Genomic DNA, 16048 nt, shown 5'->3' with positions numbered 1-16048 from the left:
CTTAATAAAGCATGACCATAATAGGGTTACCTTCCTCTTCTACTCCCATTCTCCGTTGATTATCATCACTGAGTTCATCCGGTTGTAACAAAGCAAAAAAATGTCCATCCGAAGTGACTCCCCTGATTTGGATATGCTGATTATTCATTTTATCAAATAAGCTATCACCCTTTTGGCAAACAACAGTTTTCTTTTCCTTATGGTAAAATCCACAATATGACTGACTTTCTTCTAAATATAAGCTTGTATGAAAATGGAAATAGATGTACTCTGCATTCTCCAGAATATAGTCTATGGCTATTTTTTTATCACATCCTTCTACATCCAATTGCTGCTGCTCATTCCAGTGCCACTCACCCAGTTCAAAAACCAGATATGGAGTAAGTCCCTGCTCTGAAATAGTATAGATAGTATCATTAAAAGCTTGTTTCACTCGGATGGCATCCTTAGATTTCCATAACGAAGGGCTATTGATTGCCGTATAATATTTCCGGTCACCAACAAATTCTGCCATTGCCAAGTCACCTCCATAAGCAACATTGCCCCCCAACAAATTTGAAACCGACAAAACCTCATCCATGGGAAGCAGGGCTGAATTCCATGTAGCAATACCGGTCAATGACATCGTATTTCTATCCATATAAAAGACTGATGGCGTCTCCGGAGAGAGTTTCATTTTATTATGTCCCCAAATTCTGTCCGCATCCATCAAATAGTAATTTTGGGACAGAATACAATTGACTGTATCTTGCAATCGAATTCTATCCTTATATTTCCCATCAAATCCATATAGTAGGAAATCATTATTCCATCCCAATAGATAAACGGTTCTCCGAACCGCATCAGCCCAAAAGCTCACTTTCCCCCATGAATCCTTTGCATATCCTTCCGGATCAGTACCTACGTGTCCAATATCCCGAATATACTTCCCGTTAGTACGGTCAAAAAGCTTCAGATTCTGATGGACAGAAGATACCAATATCGCACTATCCATAATTATGCACTCCGGATATTTTCCTATAATAGCCTGCTCATTAGTCTCCAAAGGAATATAACTTATGCTGGAAAACAAATTTTGTACAGATTGTCCTTCTGACAATCTACTCATTGCTTCCGCAACATTAATTACATTGCCATCAATCTGCTTTTCGGAACACGAAGTTACAACCAACATCAATAATAAAAAGAATTTCCACATATATCTCATACCATTTCTATTCATTACTCTGAAAGTAGTAAAATATCACTTATCATCATTAATTACATTATTTAATCGATTCCGGCTCCATCACAAGGCGAAAACCTCCATACTCGTCACTATAATTCTCAATGTCGTAATCAATGTACGACACCCGACACCCCTTTGCTGTTCCTCCCCAACTTCCACCTCGCAATATTCGGCGGAAAAAAAGATAAGTACCCTCAAAAGGCCATCCCGGATGGATAGACTTACCACCTTGCTTGTATTCTTTAGTGTACAAATCACCACACCACTCCCAAACATTGCCACTCATATCATACAATCCCAATTCATTGCTTTTTTTCAGACCTACCGGACGGGTAGTTCCAGCTTCTCCATATTGTCCGCCAGAGGAATTCCCAACATACCAAGCCACCTCACTTACCTGATTGCTGCCACTGTATTTATAGTGCTTACTTTTGTGTCCACCACGCGCTGCGTATTCCCATTCGGCCTCAGTCGGAAGACGAAATGTTTTACCGGTCATAGCATTTAATCTACCGATAAACTCCTGCGCATTTTTCCAGCTTACATTTTCCATCGGGCAATCTTCGCATCCCCCATTAAACGGCAAAATGGAATCAGTATCCATAACCGCCCTCCACAGCCTTTGAGTAACTTCATATTTTCCTATGTAAAAATCAGATACCGACTCCTTACGTGCTGGTTTCTCGTTATCCTCACAGTCACATCCCTGCTCATCTGTACATCCCATCATAAATGTACCTCCTTTCACAAAAACCATCTCAATAGAATCCCCATTCACAACAACTATAAGTTGCTGAATAGGAGTTTCATTCGACTGACATCGAATAAAAACAGTTATAAGACATATTGCCAAAACAACAGTCAATGCTTTAACTCTTCTTTTCATACTTTCATTAAGAACATTCTCTTCCTTAGTATTTCATACTATATATACGAATAGCACAAACATACTAAAAACAAATGAATTACGAAATTTACATAGAACTATTTTTCATATTCCACCACTTTCCTCAACGGAGCCAACAACCTTTCCAATACATTCTTGTCAGCAAGGATAATGTCTGCCGTACCTTTCAACTCACGCGAAACAGGCAGCTGTTTGCCGTAGTTGGTCTGCATGCCGTCAGGCAAAGTTATTTCTACTATATACATTCCCTCTTCCGTTGGAGCAGGAGAGATACTTGCAACCTGCCCTTTTACATAGCCAAACTCCTGGTCGGGATAATTATTCAGACGTATATGCACCCGCTGTCCCACATGTACCTTACCCGAACCCTGCAAAGGAAGTAGAGCCTTACCTAACACCCTTGAACTGTCGGATGGCTGAATCGTGAAAACCGTCTCACCGGCTTTCACATTCTGGTTACGACTCCAAACCGTCATAAAAGTAACCTTCCCCCTGACCGGACTTTTCAATAAATAAGAGTGCTCCCATGCACTCAATTGCGCGGCTAACTGCCCTATGGCATTCTTTAAATCAGTCCGACGACTCTGTTCCTCATCGTATGCTTGCTTACGTATATCCAACATATTCTCCTCATGTTGCACCAACTGCATTTCTGCCTGAAGCAAACTCATACGTACCTCTTCTTTAGAACGCAAACTTTGCAAATATCTGCTTCCAGACTCCTCAAATTCCGCAGCAATCATCGCCTTGCGCACATATAAAATAGAATCACGGATATACATACTCTCGGCAAGCTTTATATCCTTATCAATCAACTCATATTCCCGCTCTGCCAACCGAAGATAGGAGCGTTGTCCACCCAGTTGTTTTTCCTGAAAACAAAGTTTCCGAGCGTAATAGTCCAACTCCATAAAACGTGCATATTCTGTAAGTGAAGTAATGAAAGCTGCAAAAGCCGATTGCAGTTCCCCCAACTGCCAGCGCCTGCCGATAAAAAGCTCCACTCCTTTCTGCCAATCATAATCCTGCGTTTCCCATGCCTTCATCCATTTCTTAAGGAGACGTACATCTTCAGAACATGCCGCATTACCAATCACACCCAAATCCGTATCTGCCTCCACCGAACTCCCGTTCTTCACATAAAGCGTATCGAGTTTCCCAGTAGCATGTGACAGCACAAAGGCGGGAGGTTCCTCCGTGGCCAGAGTCACCTCTGCCGCCAAGGTGTCCGGATACCTGAATATCCAACAACCAACCAGTACCATCAACAGAATCACTGCCAAGACAGTAATCCCACACCTCACCACCCAAGGAGAAATGTGGTTCATCACCTCCTGCACTTCTTCACTGCGAAGTTCTATATCCTTATATATCTTCTCTTCCTCCATTCATTAGCTACCCAATTCCAGCTGATTCTTAACCAGCCGATAATACATTCCTTTCCGCTCCGTCAGTTCCCGATGGGTACCTTCTTCCGCAATGCATCCCCTATCCAGCACCACAATCTTGTCGGCATCCTTCACCGTACTGAGCCTATGCGCCACTACCACTACGGTTTTCCCTTTATAGAATTCATGCAGATGTTCCATAATCTCCTTTTCATTATTCGCATCCAAGGCATTGGTGGCTTCGTCGAAGAAAAGAAATTCCGGATTTTTATACACGGCACGCGCTATCAGCAAACGTTGTTTCTGCCCCTGACTGATACCGTTTCCCTCCATACCGATTTTGGTGTTATACCCCAATGGAAGCGAGTCTATGAAATCACGGATATTGGCTACCGCCACGGCATGGCGCAGCCGCTCCACATCAATCTGCTCCTCTCCCACAGCAATATTCTGCGCAATGGTTTCCGAAAAGATAAAGCCGTCCTGCATCACGGCTCCCGTCTTGGCACGCCACAAGTGGGGATTTATGTTCTCTAACGAAGCATCACCCACCTTCACAGCCCCCTTATTGGGCGAATAGAAACCAAGCATCAGTTTCACCAGAGTAGTCTTTCCACTCCCGCTCGCACCTACAATAGCTGTCACTTTATGTTCGGGAATCACTAAAGAGACATTATCCAGCACATAGTCTCTATCCGCTCCATCGTAACTGAAGCACACATTTTCCATCTTTATATCCCGTCTCTCAGGCAAAACGGACAATTTGGAAGCAATATCCTGCTCCTCATCCGGTTTCCCATGTACCTCATTCAGCCGTTCCAGACTTATCTTGGCGTCCTGAAACTGCTGCGCAAATCCTATAAAAGAAGAGACCGGCGCACTGAGCTGACCGATGATATAAGTCAGAGACATCATCATACCCAGTGTCATCTCCCCTTCCACCACCGCCTTTGCCGCAATAAACGAGATTATAATATTCGTGGTCTGATTGAAAAATACAGAACCTACTTGTTGTACTTGCCCCAAAGCCAACCCTTTTACGCTGATTTTAAACAGTTTCACCTGAATACGCTCCCACTGCCAGCGCTTCTGTGTCTCGCAGTTATTCAACTTTATTTCCTGCATAGCGGTCACCATCTGCACAAGGTTACTCTGCTCTCCGGCTGCTTGTGCAAACCGACGGATATCCAATTCACGGCGATATTTCATAAAAGCAAGTATCCAGGCAATATACAAGCTGTTACCTAAAAGAAAGATTCCCAATACCACCAAATTGTAGTAAGCAAGTACAATAGCAAAGATGAAAAAACTGACAAAGGAAAAGAGCGTACTAATAGAAGAACCTGTCAGAAAATTCTTTATACGGTCATGGTCACCAATGCGCTGTATAATGTCTCCCACCATCTTCGTATCAAAAAAATGAAGCGGCAACTTCATCAACTTTGCCAAAAAGTCCGAAATAAGGGAGATGGATATACGCGTATTCACATGCAACAATATCCAGCTACGGATAAACTCTACCGATAGTTGTGATACCGAGATTATAATCTGCGCAACCAGCACTAAGGTAATAAAGCTCAAATTTCCGTCACTGATACCCACATCCACCAAGGCTTGCGTAAGAAAAGGTAGGATAAGCTGAAGTAAGCTCACCACCAACATGCCCAATATCAGCTGAAACAACTCTTTCCTATAGGGAGTCAGATAACGGAAGAAAAAACGCAACCCTCTTTCTTTCAGTTCCGGTTCTCCCTCACCATTATAAAAGTCAGGAGTGGGTTCCAGTGCAAGTGCAGTCCCCTTCTCTTCTCCGTCCGATTTGGTAGCTAACCAGCATCGCTTCAATTCCAGTTCATTATACGTAACCAACTGAGTTGCAGGGTCTGCTATTCTAAACGAGTATTGCCCTTTCTTTTTCTTAACATCATAGCAAACCACAAAATGACTCTGATTCCAATGCAAAATGCAAGGCAGAGGAACATCTTCCGCCAATTGTTCAAAAGAGACACGAACTCCGGACGTTCTGAAACCAATAGACTCAGCGGCATCGCTGATGCCTAACATGGAAACACCATTGCGAGAAATAAAAGAACGGGCACGCAAAGTCTGCAAAGAATAGCTCTTACCATAAAACTTAGCTATCATACGTAGGCAAGTAGGACCACAATCCATGGCATCAAGCTGACGATAATATGGGAATACGTCCACTTATTCAATTGGTATATTACATAAATTGTTTTTTCCTATCACCAGCTCATAATTAGAGATAGAGGGACATAAATCCCTATTAACACATTGGTTACAAGGTTTTTCATTGCCTCTAATTCTAAGCCAAGCATTTCCTTCTGTTATTTCTTTATAGAGAAGTTCCTTTAAAGATGAATCTTGTATATTTCCTAATACACTGCAATTCACATTGGCATAGACTTCTCCCGAAGGATAAATTGTTAACTTACCGAAAAAATTATCATTCAAAGTCCGATGCCTAAATATCGTTTTTCTATCAATAGGGGCAGCCAATATATCTTGCATATCCAAGTAGACATACTCTCTAAAGAAATCTTTATTTTCCGCTGTATAAAAAGGTTTTATTTGAACTACCGTTTCTGCAGGTATCTCCATTTTTTCTATACGTTCCATATCAGATTCATTGGATACTATCAAATTCCACTTCACTCTATCGTACGGGAACTTCTGCATATCTTCAGTCAGCTGATTACCAAAACCTTCAGCATGGACTAAAACTTCTAAAACACATTTGGTCTGTTGCACCAATTCTTCATATTCACTACACAAGAATGTATTATCCAAATACAAATGCACATCTACCTTTGATTTTTCCATGTCAGGAAGCAATTGCCTAACATAGCTATTTTTATTCGGATTTCCTCCTGCAAATATATTAATCCGTTTAATGCCATTCATCAAGAATTGGCGTATTAATCGACGATAATCGTCTGTTTTCAGTCCATCACCGGAGTGAACAGTACAGTGATTTATTTGATGGAAGTAAGAAGTACAAGCCGGACACTCCAACTCACACGTTGCCGGTAAATACAGATTTACTTCATTAAGGTTTTCCATAACACGATTTCCCAAAGAGGCTTTTTTTTCCTCATCTTTGACACGTATATCTGAATTCAAGAACAAAGTTGGCTGAAAGATATAAGGCTTAGGAAATTTCCCGTCATATTCTATACAATCACCCGAAAACAATTCTCTTACAGCCTCAACAAAATGTCTTACAACTTCGTTTTCCATCATTTCCTTATCCAACAAAACACTATACCCATTCGTCGGATTTTGCCACTGTTCAATAATCAACTGTACAATCGGATAATCAGGACAAATCAAATAAGTTGCATTCAGAGTATTATAAACTACTGTTTTGTCATTACTACGCAACAAAAACGCATAAGGCTCCAAATAAAATAAATAATTCATTGCATTTACTCCTTTTTCAATTAATCGACTACAATAGAAGATAACAACTCCTCATAATGATTCGGATAATTCTCAGCATACGTTAAAAAAATCCCAAACTCCTCTTTCAACTTAGCATCCGTTTGTATGCCGGGACATATCAATTGCCCATTCTTTTCCTTCAACAAAAACAAGCACTGACCGCAGCTCCTTTTTAAATAACAGTGTCGACAGCTTTTTACTACCTTTTCGTACATCGAACTATAATATTTAGCTACAGCTGCACAGTCCAAATTCAGTTTTCCATCCTTCAGATATCCAATAGCATGTTCTTGTCCAATCTTTTCGCATGGAAGAATTTTTCCACGAACTGTCAAAAATAATTTGCGTTCAAAAGGGCGACAAGTGCCTGTGGGAATGTATCGGTCTTCCCACCCCGTATCAAACAAATCCAAATAAGTAGCATAACGATTACCACCATATCGCATCAACATCGAATGATAGCTCACGGAACGGCTGCCATCCTTAATGAAAGTATACTTCAAATCCTCGTGTTGCACTGCTTCATCAAAGCTCCTCACTCTATCATTAAACATTTTAGAAAACTCTTCAACACGTTCCGGAATAAGCCCAGTAGTATTTAGCTGCGCCATACGAGGATTCTTCCCAAACAGTTCTTTGATGGAATAATAACATTCTGCAACAGAATTCAAGTTATGCAATACAGAGTTGAAATTTACTTTCTTTTCAAAATAATCCGGATAGGTTTCTTGCAGTTTCTTTACGTTTCTGACTACACGTGAGAAAGACGAATTTCCATGCTTATCTACCCGATAAGCAGATTGCACCTCATTCCCGTCCAAACTAATCAGAATACTAAAATTCTTTTCCACCAAATAGTCCATATACCGGTCCAGTAGCATAGCATTCGTGGTTGTATTGTAATTAAAAATCAAAGAAGGCAAATTCAAACTCTCAATATAGGCAATTGTTTCCTTCACCAGTTTCATATTCAGCAGAGGTTCTCCGCCATAAAATCCAATTGTAATCTCATTTTTATGAGAAACATTATAATCAGAACACCATAGTTTAGTCAAATAATCTACCAATAGTTTTACGTTTTCAAAAGACTGGTCACCTGTTTCTCGCCGGTCATAATTAGAATAAAATTCACCATAACCACAATACTTACATTCCAAATTACACCTATCAGTTACTTCAATCAATAATTGCCGCAACCCTGCAAGGTTTCGTTTTACCAATTCTTCACTATAATCTGTTTGAAATGTTACCTCTCTCTTTTCAAAAAAACAATGTTCTTTCAGAAATTTCAGTTTACGTTCGTAATAATTTGTTCTATCAACAAGTGATGCATCCATATGTTCCATTACAGTTGCCATTTCTTCCGGCACATAAAGAAAATAGCACAAAGCATCCGAATATACATATTGATGCTGATTCCCAGTAGTTATCAAAAAAGACTTATCCATCATTTACTATTTTAATGTAGCAATTACCAATATCGGATTACTCTCTTCCTCTACATTCTCCAAAGTATGGATGAATTTTGCTTTTAGAGATTCATCCTTTACGTCAGAAGTTCTCATCTCGTCTATATCTATCCAGTTGTCTTCACTGTTCGGAATAAGTACATCTATCCAATACTTTCCTTGTGAACGATAATCTACATGGAACGACCCTCCACACAAATCATTATCCAAGATAAAGTACTTAGCACCTTCCAGCCTACGAAGGGTGTGATTACCCAGCATTCGTTCCGTAATCTCGGATTTTCGCTCTTTTACTTTCACTTTTCCAGTCTGTTTGCCATAACAATAAGTATAAATGGTTTCCCCCTTACTGCACAGCAGATAGATATTATCCTTACTCGGATAATAAGAATATATGGAAAAATAATCGAAAGCGCTTCTTTCCCTAAACCAAACATGAGTCGCCCCATAATCACCTTTTTCTTCATGGGTTGAAATGATATATTGAGGTACCAACTCATTCGCAGGGCTGTCATAACGATAAATCGTATCGGTATCCGGATATTTCAAGGTCAACTGATTGCCATAGGTATCTATACTGGTAAAAGGTTCTAACCAATAGTTAACAAACTGCTGGAAATTAATTCCGTTCTTCATAATTTCCTCTTCACGCCCGATATGTGCCGGATTTTTGAATATCTTTTTTTTCTGGTAAGTACTATCAACCCATGCAAAAGACCATACCGAATCTTTTGGTGTCGGTTTATTGATAAATGCCAGATTTTGAGCTATAAAGAACTTGTTATCATACAATGCAAATTGGAAATACATTGTCATAAATACATCATCCGGAGATGTTTTTGCAGCTGTCCGCTTATAATTGCCTTCATAATCATAGACTTTAACTCCAACTATTGTCGTCTGGATATATACTTCTTTGGTGTTCTCGTCCACGAAGAAATCAGCCATTCTGATATATTCTTCCGGTCCTTGTCCAACTTTGCCTACCTTATTCAAGAACTTTCCGGAACGTGAAAATCGGAGGACATGATTGTCTTTATAATGTTTCACCCAGATGTCAGAATCAGTCACCTTCATTTTAGTAATTTCTCCTATTAGAGATTCGTCCGTCACCTCCAACGAAACAATCTCCACTTTCGCAGCAGCTTCGCTCAATGGTAGTAAAGCAACCTTAGACACATTGTCTGATGATAGATTAATAACTGGAGTACCCTCTTCATCTTGCAAAGTATTCTCCTTTTTATTGCCACTACATCCTAATAAGAATGAAGCAATAGCTATCAGTAAAAAACAATTTTTCATAAATACAATCATCAATATACCTCATTCTGAAAGTAGTAGAAAACACACATATCATGCACTTCCACTACTTCCAAAATAACGGTACAAATTACTTACTTCACAATTCAAACAGTTGCAAAATACAATTTTTATTCTCCTATAAACAAGGCAAGAATAAAAAACATCAAACTTGTATTATTTACTACTATTCCTACATGCTATGTGATCCATGAGTACCGCCAGTCCACGATGGAGAGTACAGACTACCTGCAACATTTGCATTAAAGTTGTCAACCGGTCCAGACGGTCCAGCGCAAGCACACAAACAACAGTTTTCTCCTCCCAAAAGGCGATTCAACTCCTTTTCACTGAGTTCAGCTTTATTAAGCTGATCCAATTTAATCTTACCTAACTTTTTCATTGTCATCAAAATTTTAATTAAACATTCAATTTATGTATAGCATAAAACTATCTCTATTATTTATCCACAAATATTATTTCACGATATTTCCAACGCAAAGTATTCTTTGGGAAATTACAATGTAACAAAAACTCCATTTCAGGTAAAGCATATAACTTAGCTAATACATTTTTTACCGACTCACATATACAAACTTTCTCCACACACAGTAACCATTCACCTAAATCTCGCCAAACATCAACTGGAAATAAAAACAATGGTTCAACATACCTCACTCTATACTCAAACTGACAGAAAAGCCGTTCAACACCTAATACTATTTGCTCCAACATCCAAGAAGTCCGAGAGCGAAACAAAGAATTCTCGTCATAGAAACGAAATAGAAAATAATCTCCTACCCACAATAAGAACTGAAATGTACCCATATAAGGCACTTTCATCTCTTGCCACAAAGCTATCAAGAATTCATCCACATCTGTAAGTTGTTCATCCACATCCATCTCTATCAAAGACTTTTGAGCTAAACATTCTATCAAACATCCCCATTTGGCAAGCCTAATCCCATTTTGTTCTGTAAACACTTTTTGTTGTATTTGCTCCAGCAAATTAAAGTTCTCTCCCTCCATTTGCTTTTTGCCTCCCACATAAGTATCACTCAAAAATCCGGAAAGGCAAAGTGTAAATTGTTTATCCAGCAATAAATCTAAATCCGGATATTGTATCTTATACTGATTCCAGACCAAAGAATTGTTAGGATAAAAGCACCACAAATCTTCTCCGAAAGGGAACTGTTTAGGATGGACTGACGGATTTTGATTCAAGAAAAGTAAAAAATGAGTATCGACCCTTTCCTGTATTTCAACCATATTCTCAATATCAAACGAAAAAGTGACTTTGATATGTTCTCCTTGTTGTTCAGAGAAATAAGCCACAAAATAATGAAACAAACTTTGGAACTCACGATAGAATGAGACAACCTCAGTCAAGAGGCTTCCCCACGCTTTTCGAGAATAAAAAACAGAAAAACAACACCACGCTTTTCCTCCCATCAACGTATAATTCTGTTTCATATTATGCCAAGAGTATTTTATTAGTATAATCAAAATTCCGATATACAATCCCTTGTCCGAACCCATTCGGATTTACCGTTTTACAATCATTATCCATTTTTTTCATCTTCAGATAGTTTATAGCCTCTGTTACACCCATGACAATTACCACTATCAGATTCGCATCTTTAACTTTATAATATTGATGATTAAAATCATACAAACAATTAGATTTGTTTCTAAGTATCATTTCCTCATCTTTAAAATTCAGTCGAATTCCGTTCTCCATCTCATCCCATATTCCTTCTTTCCATTCTCCTTTTATCACAAGTCGATATTTATCCCCTATACATTGTTTTAGCATGTCTGATTCATCCGGATGATTATAATTCATTGCAATATTGTTCTGTATCACTCCTATGCCAAAACGTTGTCCTTTATACAACATCAATACTCTCGTAGAGTAGGGATTTATATAATCCAGATAGACACTCTGCAACTTCTTCAACAAAAACTCTTGTGCTATCCGCTCTTCATCTGCATGCATCAAAACATTATAAAATTCCTTCTGATTAAAAATTTCCTGCACAAGCCCTCTACACAACAAACGATTGAAAAATTCAACATCTTCCAAACCATATCCTACAAACACTTCATTGTATCCTCTCGCCTCAACGAATTCCTTTCTTTCCAAGCAGACCCTTCCGAAAACATCACGATAACAAAGATTACTCGTATAAAATAGACGCTCTTTATTGTTAAATTCTTTTAACATAAACTCTGCAAACCCTCTACCTAAGTAATTATCTGCATCCAAATTGCATACTACTTCTCCTTCTGCCAATCTGAAAACCATATTCCTGCTATGGCTGCGTCGATAATAAGCTGGTTCAGTAGTCCTATAATAGACAAGAATACCCATCTCAATATATTTCATCATAGATTGAGCAATCCATTCTTCTAATCCATCTTGCGAATTATAATCCAGCACAACAAACTCGACCTCATCTACTAAGAAATTATCAAGAATATTCTTCTCCAAAGTTTCTTGTAAATGTTTAAGCCGATTCATACAAGTGATGCAAAATGAGATTTGTTTCATAGTGCTATATAGCCATTATTAATGAATAGTAAATCTACCGAATGCATAAGCTCCATCCAAACCTTTTATCTCAAGTAAAAAATCACCAACTAAGCCTTTCTGTAATTGTACTTTTCTCAATATTGGAGAGTCAATATTCTCAGTAGAAGAGTAAACAACATCCCCATTCTGAGAAATTACAATTTCAATCTCACCTATAGATTGATAGAACTCCAAGTCAATGGAGTGGTCATCATTCAAAAATGCTAAAAAAGGAGTCACTGGAGGAATAGAACGGTGACCATTCCCCGGACCATCCGGTAAATCAAAATCCTCATCCATGATGATTTCTACTCTTGAAGGAAAAGTTACTGACTTTCCATTCACTACATTTACCACAAAGAAGCAGTATAAACTTAACAAAATAAAAAATGATTTCATAGTATCTTTAGTTTTGAATGTAACAAAGATAGCCATTTAATCACTTCTTAGGGAAAGTACAAGTGGACAACACAAAAGAGAATAACAAACTATATATCAAGAAAATACTAAAAAAAAAGCTACTAAGTTAATGGACGAAAAGCAAGAAGTTCTTCTAATAAAGAGTTATAAATTCTTCCAATTTATCAGTAGTATCCAAATTTAAGCTCTCCCTCAATCTCCGTTTTTTCGTAAAAATAGAATTCATCTCGCAGTCAAAAGTAAACATCAACTCAGTGGTAGTGAAACCAACTTTAAGCAAAGCTATCAATATCAGGTTACCACTCGTTAATTTAAAATCTTTCTTTAACCGAGAAATCAAATTACCATATATCAAATCCATGTATTCAAGGAGCTGTTCTTTCTCTTGTTTGGTCATATTCTTCACAATCAGCTTTTCCTTCTTCAATTGATCCAAGAGATAAACACCATTTACACATACATTTTCACGTATTTTTTTATTCTCACTCTCCAACAGCAAAATCTTTTGATTCAATTTACCAACCTTCTCTCTATTTGTTTCCGCTGTTTCACCTGCTTTTTGTTTCAACACATCAAGTTCATAAACATATCGTTTAATCATGCACTCATTCTCCTTTATTACTTGCATATTTTTCCGGAACATCTCTTTGTATCTTTTTCTTAAAAGAAAATACAAAACAAGACATAATAGGATAATAAATAAAACGATTACCATCCCAAAATAAAACTGTATTTTCTTTTCGTGTTCAACTTGTTGCTTTTCTAAAAGAAGCTTTCCTTTTTCATATTTACGTTGCAAAGTCAAAATTTGAGATGCTTGTTTAGCATCCAGGTCAACGGACAACAACGAATCAGACTTCTCTTTGAAATAGAGAGCCATTGCATACTTTTTCTGCCTCTTTTCCAACAGATACAAATAGTGGTATGCCCCTGCCAGAGTACGAGGCCTTTCTGATTTCAAAGCTAAAGTAAAATATCTTTTTGCCTCATCCAACTTATTTTGATTTAAATAAATGTTCCCCAATGACATTGAACAGTGATGCATAGAATGCCTATCTTGTTCAGTCTCTACCGCAGTTTTCAACAAGATTATTGCATTTTCCAAATCTCCCTCATTTCTTTTTGCAATTCCTTTTACTTGTAACAAAGAAGGAGTTACTCGTTCAAAATCGATACATCCTTTCTTTTCTTCACACAAGGACAAAGCCCTATTGATGTAGTTATAAACACTGTCATATTGTTGTTCTACATAATAAATACGAGCAATATCCCGATAAGCATATATAACCCCTAAAGTATCGGCTGCCTTTTGAAAACAATATACCGAACTTTGATAATTATCAAGAGCATCTTTGTGTAGCTTTCTATCTGCATTCAAAATACCGATATACTCATATGCCAAGCCTTGTAGCTTATACTCTTCCGTTTTCTCCAATTTAGCCAAAGCATTCAAATAGGCTTGCATAGCCAGCGTATCATTCCCCTGCAAATCCATCACTTTGCCATAATAAAACAATGCCTTCCCCGCTTTCACGTTATCACCCCCATTCTTATAATAATCTACCGCCAACTTTATCAACGAATCCGACTGCATGCTATCCAGATAGTTCTTATCACGGGCTTGTGTCAACAGCAGCACATAGTCTGCCCGCTGCTTTCCACGAAGCTTCTCCGGATGAGGAATTTGCTCCAACAGCAGCAATGCACTGTCAGAATATACATCCATATACCTCTCTACCTTATCAAAAGCATTGAATACGTTCTTCTCTACGCAAGAACCTAACAGTACGCAAACGGACAAAAGTCCAAGATATAGCAGTTTTTTCATATGAACATGTTCTTTACCAGATTATCATTACGTATAACTCCTATGCCCACAGAATCCTTTTGGAGATAAATATTCACACCAGCCAACGGCAATCCTTTTTCCCCATCAGTCACAATGCCATTTGTCTACGCATTAGAAACAACTGCACAGCAGAATGTTATGAACAGTACTATACATCGCTTCATAATCCATGTATATATAATTAAACTTTGGATGAGAATAAGCTTTTTTACGGCCTCTCCCTTCAAAGATACAAAAAACCGCTTCAACAATGTACAAAAACAAGATAAATGTGGCAAACAAAACAAATAGCTCAGAGCTTGTTTCCCCTTACATAGGCTTCCTTTCCATTTTCTGTACGGAGTTATCAGCGCCTATCGGCCGTGATGCGCTCTGCCAACGGCCGTCAACCACTCGACTAACGACCGTCAACAAGGTGCTTCATAACCGTTGAACACCTATTATACTCATAGTTTCCCCATACTGTGCACCTATCTTATTCCTATTATGAGCCCAGCTGCAGTCTATCGGTAAACGGTCTTTTACGAAGTTAATACCGTGTTTACACGAAACGCTTATCGTGTAAACAAGATATTTGCAAAATGCTGCACATTCTATTAATACACTAACAAACAAGATATTAACTTACCTTCCGGCGTATTTCCGCTGTGGAAGCAAAAGTTGCTTCCACCTTTTTGAGTTGCTTCCACAGCACTTGTAATGCCGATGAATAAAGGGATGCAGGAAGTAGGTGGAAGTGTGGAAGCAGAAATGATAAAACTAAGCAGAGATAATTTTCCCTTAAAAGCAATAAAACTCCAGAATCTGCTGGAGCAAAGCATCCTGCTTTCCCGGACCTTTTTCCAACTCCACACTTTTCAGGTTATAGAGTTGTGCCAGCAAAGCTGACGACTGCTTCTCGCAAAGACGGGAATCATGTACCTGCTCCATCCAGCAGACGGTCTCTCCCCAAACATCTACCGAAAGATGTGACAAGACTTCTGTCGGGGCTCCCCCCTTCTCCACCTTACGGAAGATTTCGACCAAAGCACACAACAAGCTGGACATTATCTGTTTACAACGGGAATGGGAACGGGATTCCCGGTTTCTGAAACGTAGCAGGAAATAGTACCCCAGCCATAAATAAACGGTGGTGACTTCTGCATGGATTTTCTCTATCCTCTTCCAATGCGCAACCAAAGCAGCATCAATTTCTTCCAGAATCGCATCCGTATCATCTTCTATGTAGTATTTCTGCGCAAGACACTCTATCACGCACCCCCATTTCGCCATATCCACACACTCTTGCGTACGCCCCATCCATACATGGGCTTCCTCCAATATCCGGAATGCCTTTTCTCCACATTCTGGAGCATCATAAAACCGATACTGACGAAACAACAGAAGAGACTGACATAATAACTCATCCAAAGAGTACTCCGCACTTTCCATATTTAAAATTCAAGTAT

13 protein-coding genes are annotated in these 16048 nt (G+C 38.8%); all 13 read right to left on the bottom strand.

Annotation, left to right across the window (positions count from 1 at the left end; all coding sequences use genetic code 11):
- Position 1: 1 nt before the first annotated feature.
- The 13 genes from DXD65_RS04765 to DXD65_RS04700 all read right to left on the bottom strand — a co-directional run bounded on the left by DXD65_RS04765 (position 2) and on the right by DXD65_RS04700 (position 16031).
- Positions 2–1207, bottom strand: a complete 1206-nt coding sequence (locus tag DXD65_RS04765) for a 6-bladed beta-propeller (RefSeq protein ID WP_034533025.1) — start codon at positions 1205–1207, stop codon at positions 2–4.
- Positions 1208–1265: 58 nt separating this feature from the next.
- Positions 1266–2114: a formylglycine-generating enzyme family protein gene (locus DXD65_RS04760; RefSeq protein ID WP_008665558.1), complete on the bottom strand. Its 849-nt coding sequence runs from the start codon at positions 2112–2114 to the stop codon at positions 1266–1268.
- Between the two features lie 98 nt (positions 2115–2212).
- Positions 2213–3523 (bottom strand): HlyD family secretion protein, encoded by a 1311-nt coding sequence (locus DXD65_RS04755; protein WP_005823836.1) that lies wholly within the window; start codon positions 3521–3523, stop codon positions 2213–2215.
- 3 nt (positions 3524–3526) lie between these two features.
- Complete coding sequence (locus DXD65_RS04750; protein WP_009037125.1) at positions 3527–5731, bottom strand: peptidase domain-containing ABC transporter; 2205 nt, start codon at positions 5729–5731, stop codon at positions 3527–3529.
- On the bottom strand, positions 5732–6967 hold the full coding sequence (locus DXD65_RS04745) for a TIGR04150 pseudo-rSAM protein (RefSeq protein WP_005823840.1): 1236 nt from the start codon (positions 6965–6967) through the stop codon (positions 5732–5734). It lies immediately after the preceding gene.
- 20 nt (positions 6968–6987) lie between these two features.
- Complete coding sequence (locus tag DXD65_RS04740; RefSeq protein WP_051009014.1) at positions 6988–8439, bottom strand: radical SAM peptide maturase; 1452 nt, start codon at positions 8437–8439, stop codon at positions 6988–6990.
- A 3-nt stretch (positions 8440–8442) separates the two neighbouring features.
- Positions 8443–9759, bottom strand: coding sequence for a 6-bladed beta-propeller (locus tag DXD65_RS04735; protein WP_009037127.1), 1317 nt, complete (start codon positions 9757–9759; stop codon positions 8443–8445).
- A gap of 190 nt (positions 9760–9949) precedes the next feature.
- A complete protein-coding gene (locus DXD65_RS04730; RefSeq protein ID WP_005835287.1) occupies positions 9950–10159 on the bottom strand; it encodes a TIGR04149 family rSAM-modified RiPP in 210 nt (69 codons plus the stop codon).
- Between the two features lie 56 nt (positions 10160–10215).
- On the bottom strand, positions 10216–11229 hold the full coding sequence (locus tag DXD65_RS04725; RefSeq protein WP_117887395.1) for a hypothetical protein: 1014 nt from the start codon (positions 11227–11229) through the stop codon (positions 10216–10218).
- A 1-nt stretch (position 11230) separates the two neighbouring features.
- A complete protein-coding gene (locus DXD65_RS04720; RefSeq protein WP_005835286.1) occupies positions 11231–12310 on the bottom strand; it encodes a glycosyltransferase in 1080 nt (359 codons plus the stop codon).
- Between the two features lie 18 nt (positions 12311–12328).
- Positions 12329–12766: a DUF3244 domain-containing protein gene (locus tag DXD65_RS04715; RefSeq protein WP_005823851.1), complete on the bottom strand. Its 438-nt coding sequence runs from the start codon at positions 12764–12766 to the stop codon at positions 12329–12331.
- A gap of 118 nt (positions 12767–12884) precedes the next feature.
- A complete protein-coding gene (locus tag DXD65_RS04710) occupies positions 12885–14579 on the bottom strand; it encodes a tetratricopeptide repeat protein (protein WP_005823853.1) in 1695 nt (564 codons plus the stop codon).
- An 801-nt stretch (positions 14580–15380) separates the two neighbouring features.
- Entirely contained in the window at positions 15381–16031 is a 651-nt protein-coding gene (locus tag DXD65_RS04700) for a hypothetical protein (protein ID WP_005823861.1), read from the bottom strand.
- Positions 16032–16048 lie beyond the last annotated feature (17 nt).

The organism is Bacteroides sp. 4_1_36 (assembly GCF_003466325.1).
Taxonomy (GTDB): domain Bacteria; phylum Bacteroidota; class Bacteroidia; order Bacteroidales; family Bacteroidaceae; genus Bacteroides; species Bacteroides uniformis.
The sequence above is the reverse complement of the archived record's forward strand: the minus strand, read 5'-3'. Positions and strand labels throughout refer to the sequence as shown.

What these genes read in the sequence shown, in the direction of transcription:
- DXD65_RS04765 (WP_034533025.1), bottom strand. Translation starts at nt 1,207, where the DNA reads ATGAGATATATGTGGAAATTCTTTTTATTATTGATGTTGGTTGTAACT.
- DXD65_RS04760 (WP_008665558.1), bottom strand. Translation starts at nt 2,114, where the DNA reads ATGAAAAGAAGAGTTAAAGCATTGACTGTTGTTTTGGCAATATGTCTT.
- DXD65_RS04755 (WP_005823836.1), bottom strand. Translation starts at nt 3,523, where the DNA reads ATGGAGGAAGAGAAGATATATAAGGATATAGAACTTCGCAGTGAAGAA.
- DXD65_RS04745 (WP_005823840.1), bottom strand. Translation starts at nt 6,967, where the DNA reads ATGAATTATTTATTTTATTTGGAGCCTTATGCGTTTTTGTTGCGTAGT.
- DXD65_RS04740 (WP_051009014.1), bottom strand. Translation starts at nt 8,439, where the DNA reads ATGATGGATAAGTCTTTTTTGATAACTACTGGGAATCAGCATCAATAT.
- DXD65_RS04735 (WP_009037127.1), bottom strand. Translation starts at nt 9,759, where the DNA reads ATGAAAAATTGTTTTTTACTGATAGCTATTGCTTCATTCTTATTAGGA.
- DXD65_RS04730 (WP_005835287.1), bottom strand. Translation starts at nt 10,159, where the DNA reads ATGAAAAAGTTAGGTAAGATTAAATTGGATCAGCTTAATAAAGCTGAA.
- DXD65_RS04725 (WP_117887395.1), bottom strand. Translation starts at nt 11,229, where the DNA reads ATGAAACAGAATTATACGTTGATGGGAGGAAAAGCGTGGTGTTGTTTT.
- DXD65_RS04720 (WP_005835286.1), bottom strand. Translation starts at nt 12,310, where the DNA reads ATGAAACAAATCTCATTTTGCATCACTTGTATGAATCGGCTTAAACAT.
- DXD65_RS04715 (WP_005823851.1), bottom strand. Translation starts at nt 12,766, where the DNA reads ATGGCTATCTTTGTTACATTCAAAACTAAAGATACTATGAAATCATTT.
- DXD65_RS04710 (WP_005823853.1), bottom strand. Translation starts at nt 14,579, where the DNA reads ATGAAAAAACTGCTATATCTTGGACTTTTGTCCGTTTGCGTACTGTTA.
- DXD65_RS04700 (WP_005823861.1), bottom strand. Translation starts at nt 16,031, where the DNA reads ATGGAAAGTGCGGAGTACTCTTTGGATGAGTTATTATGTCAGTCTCTT.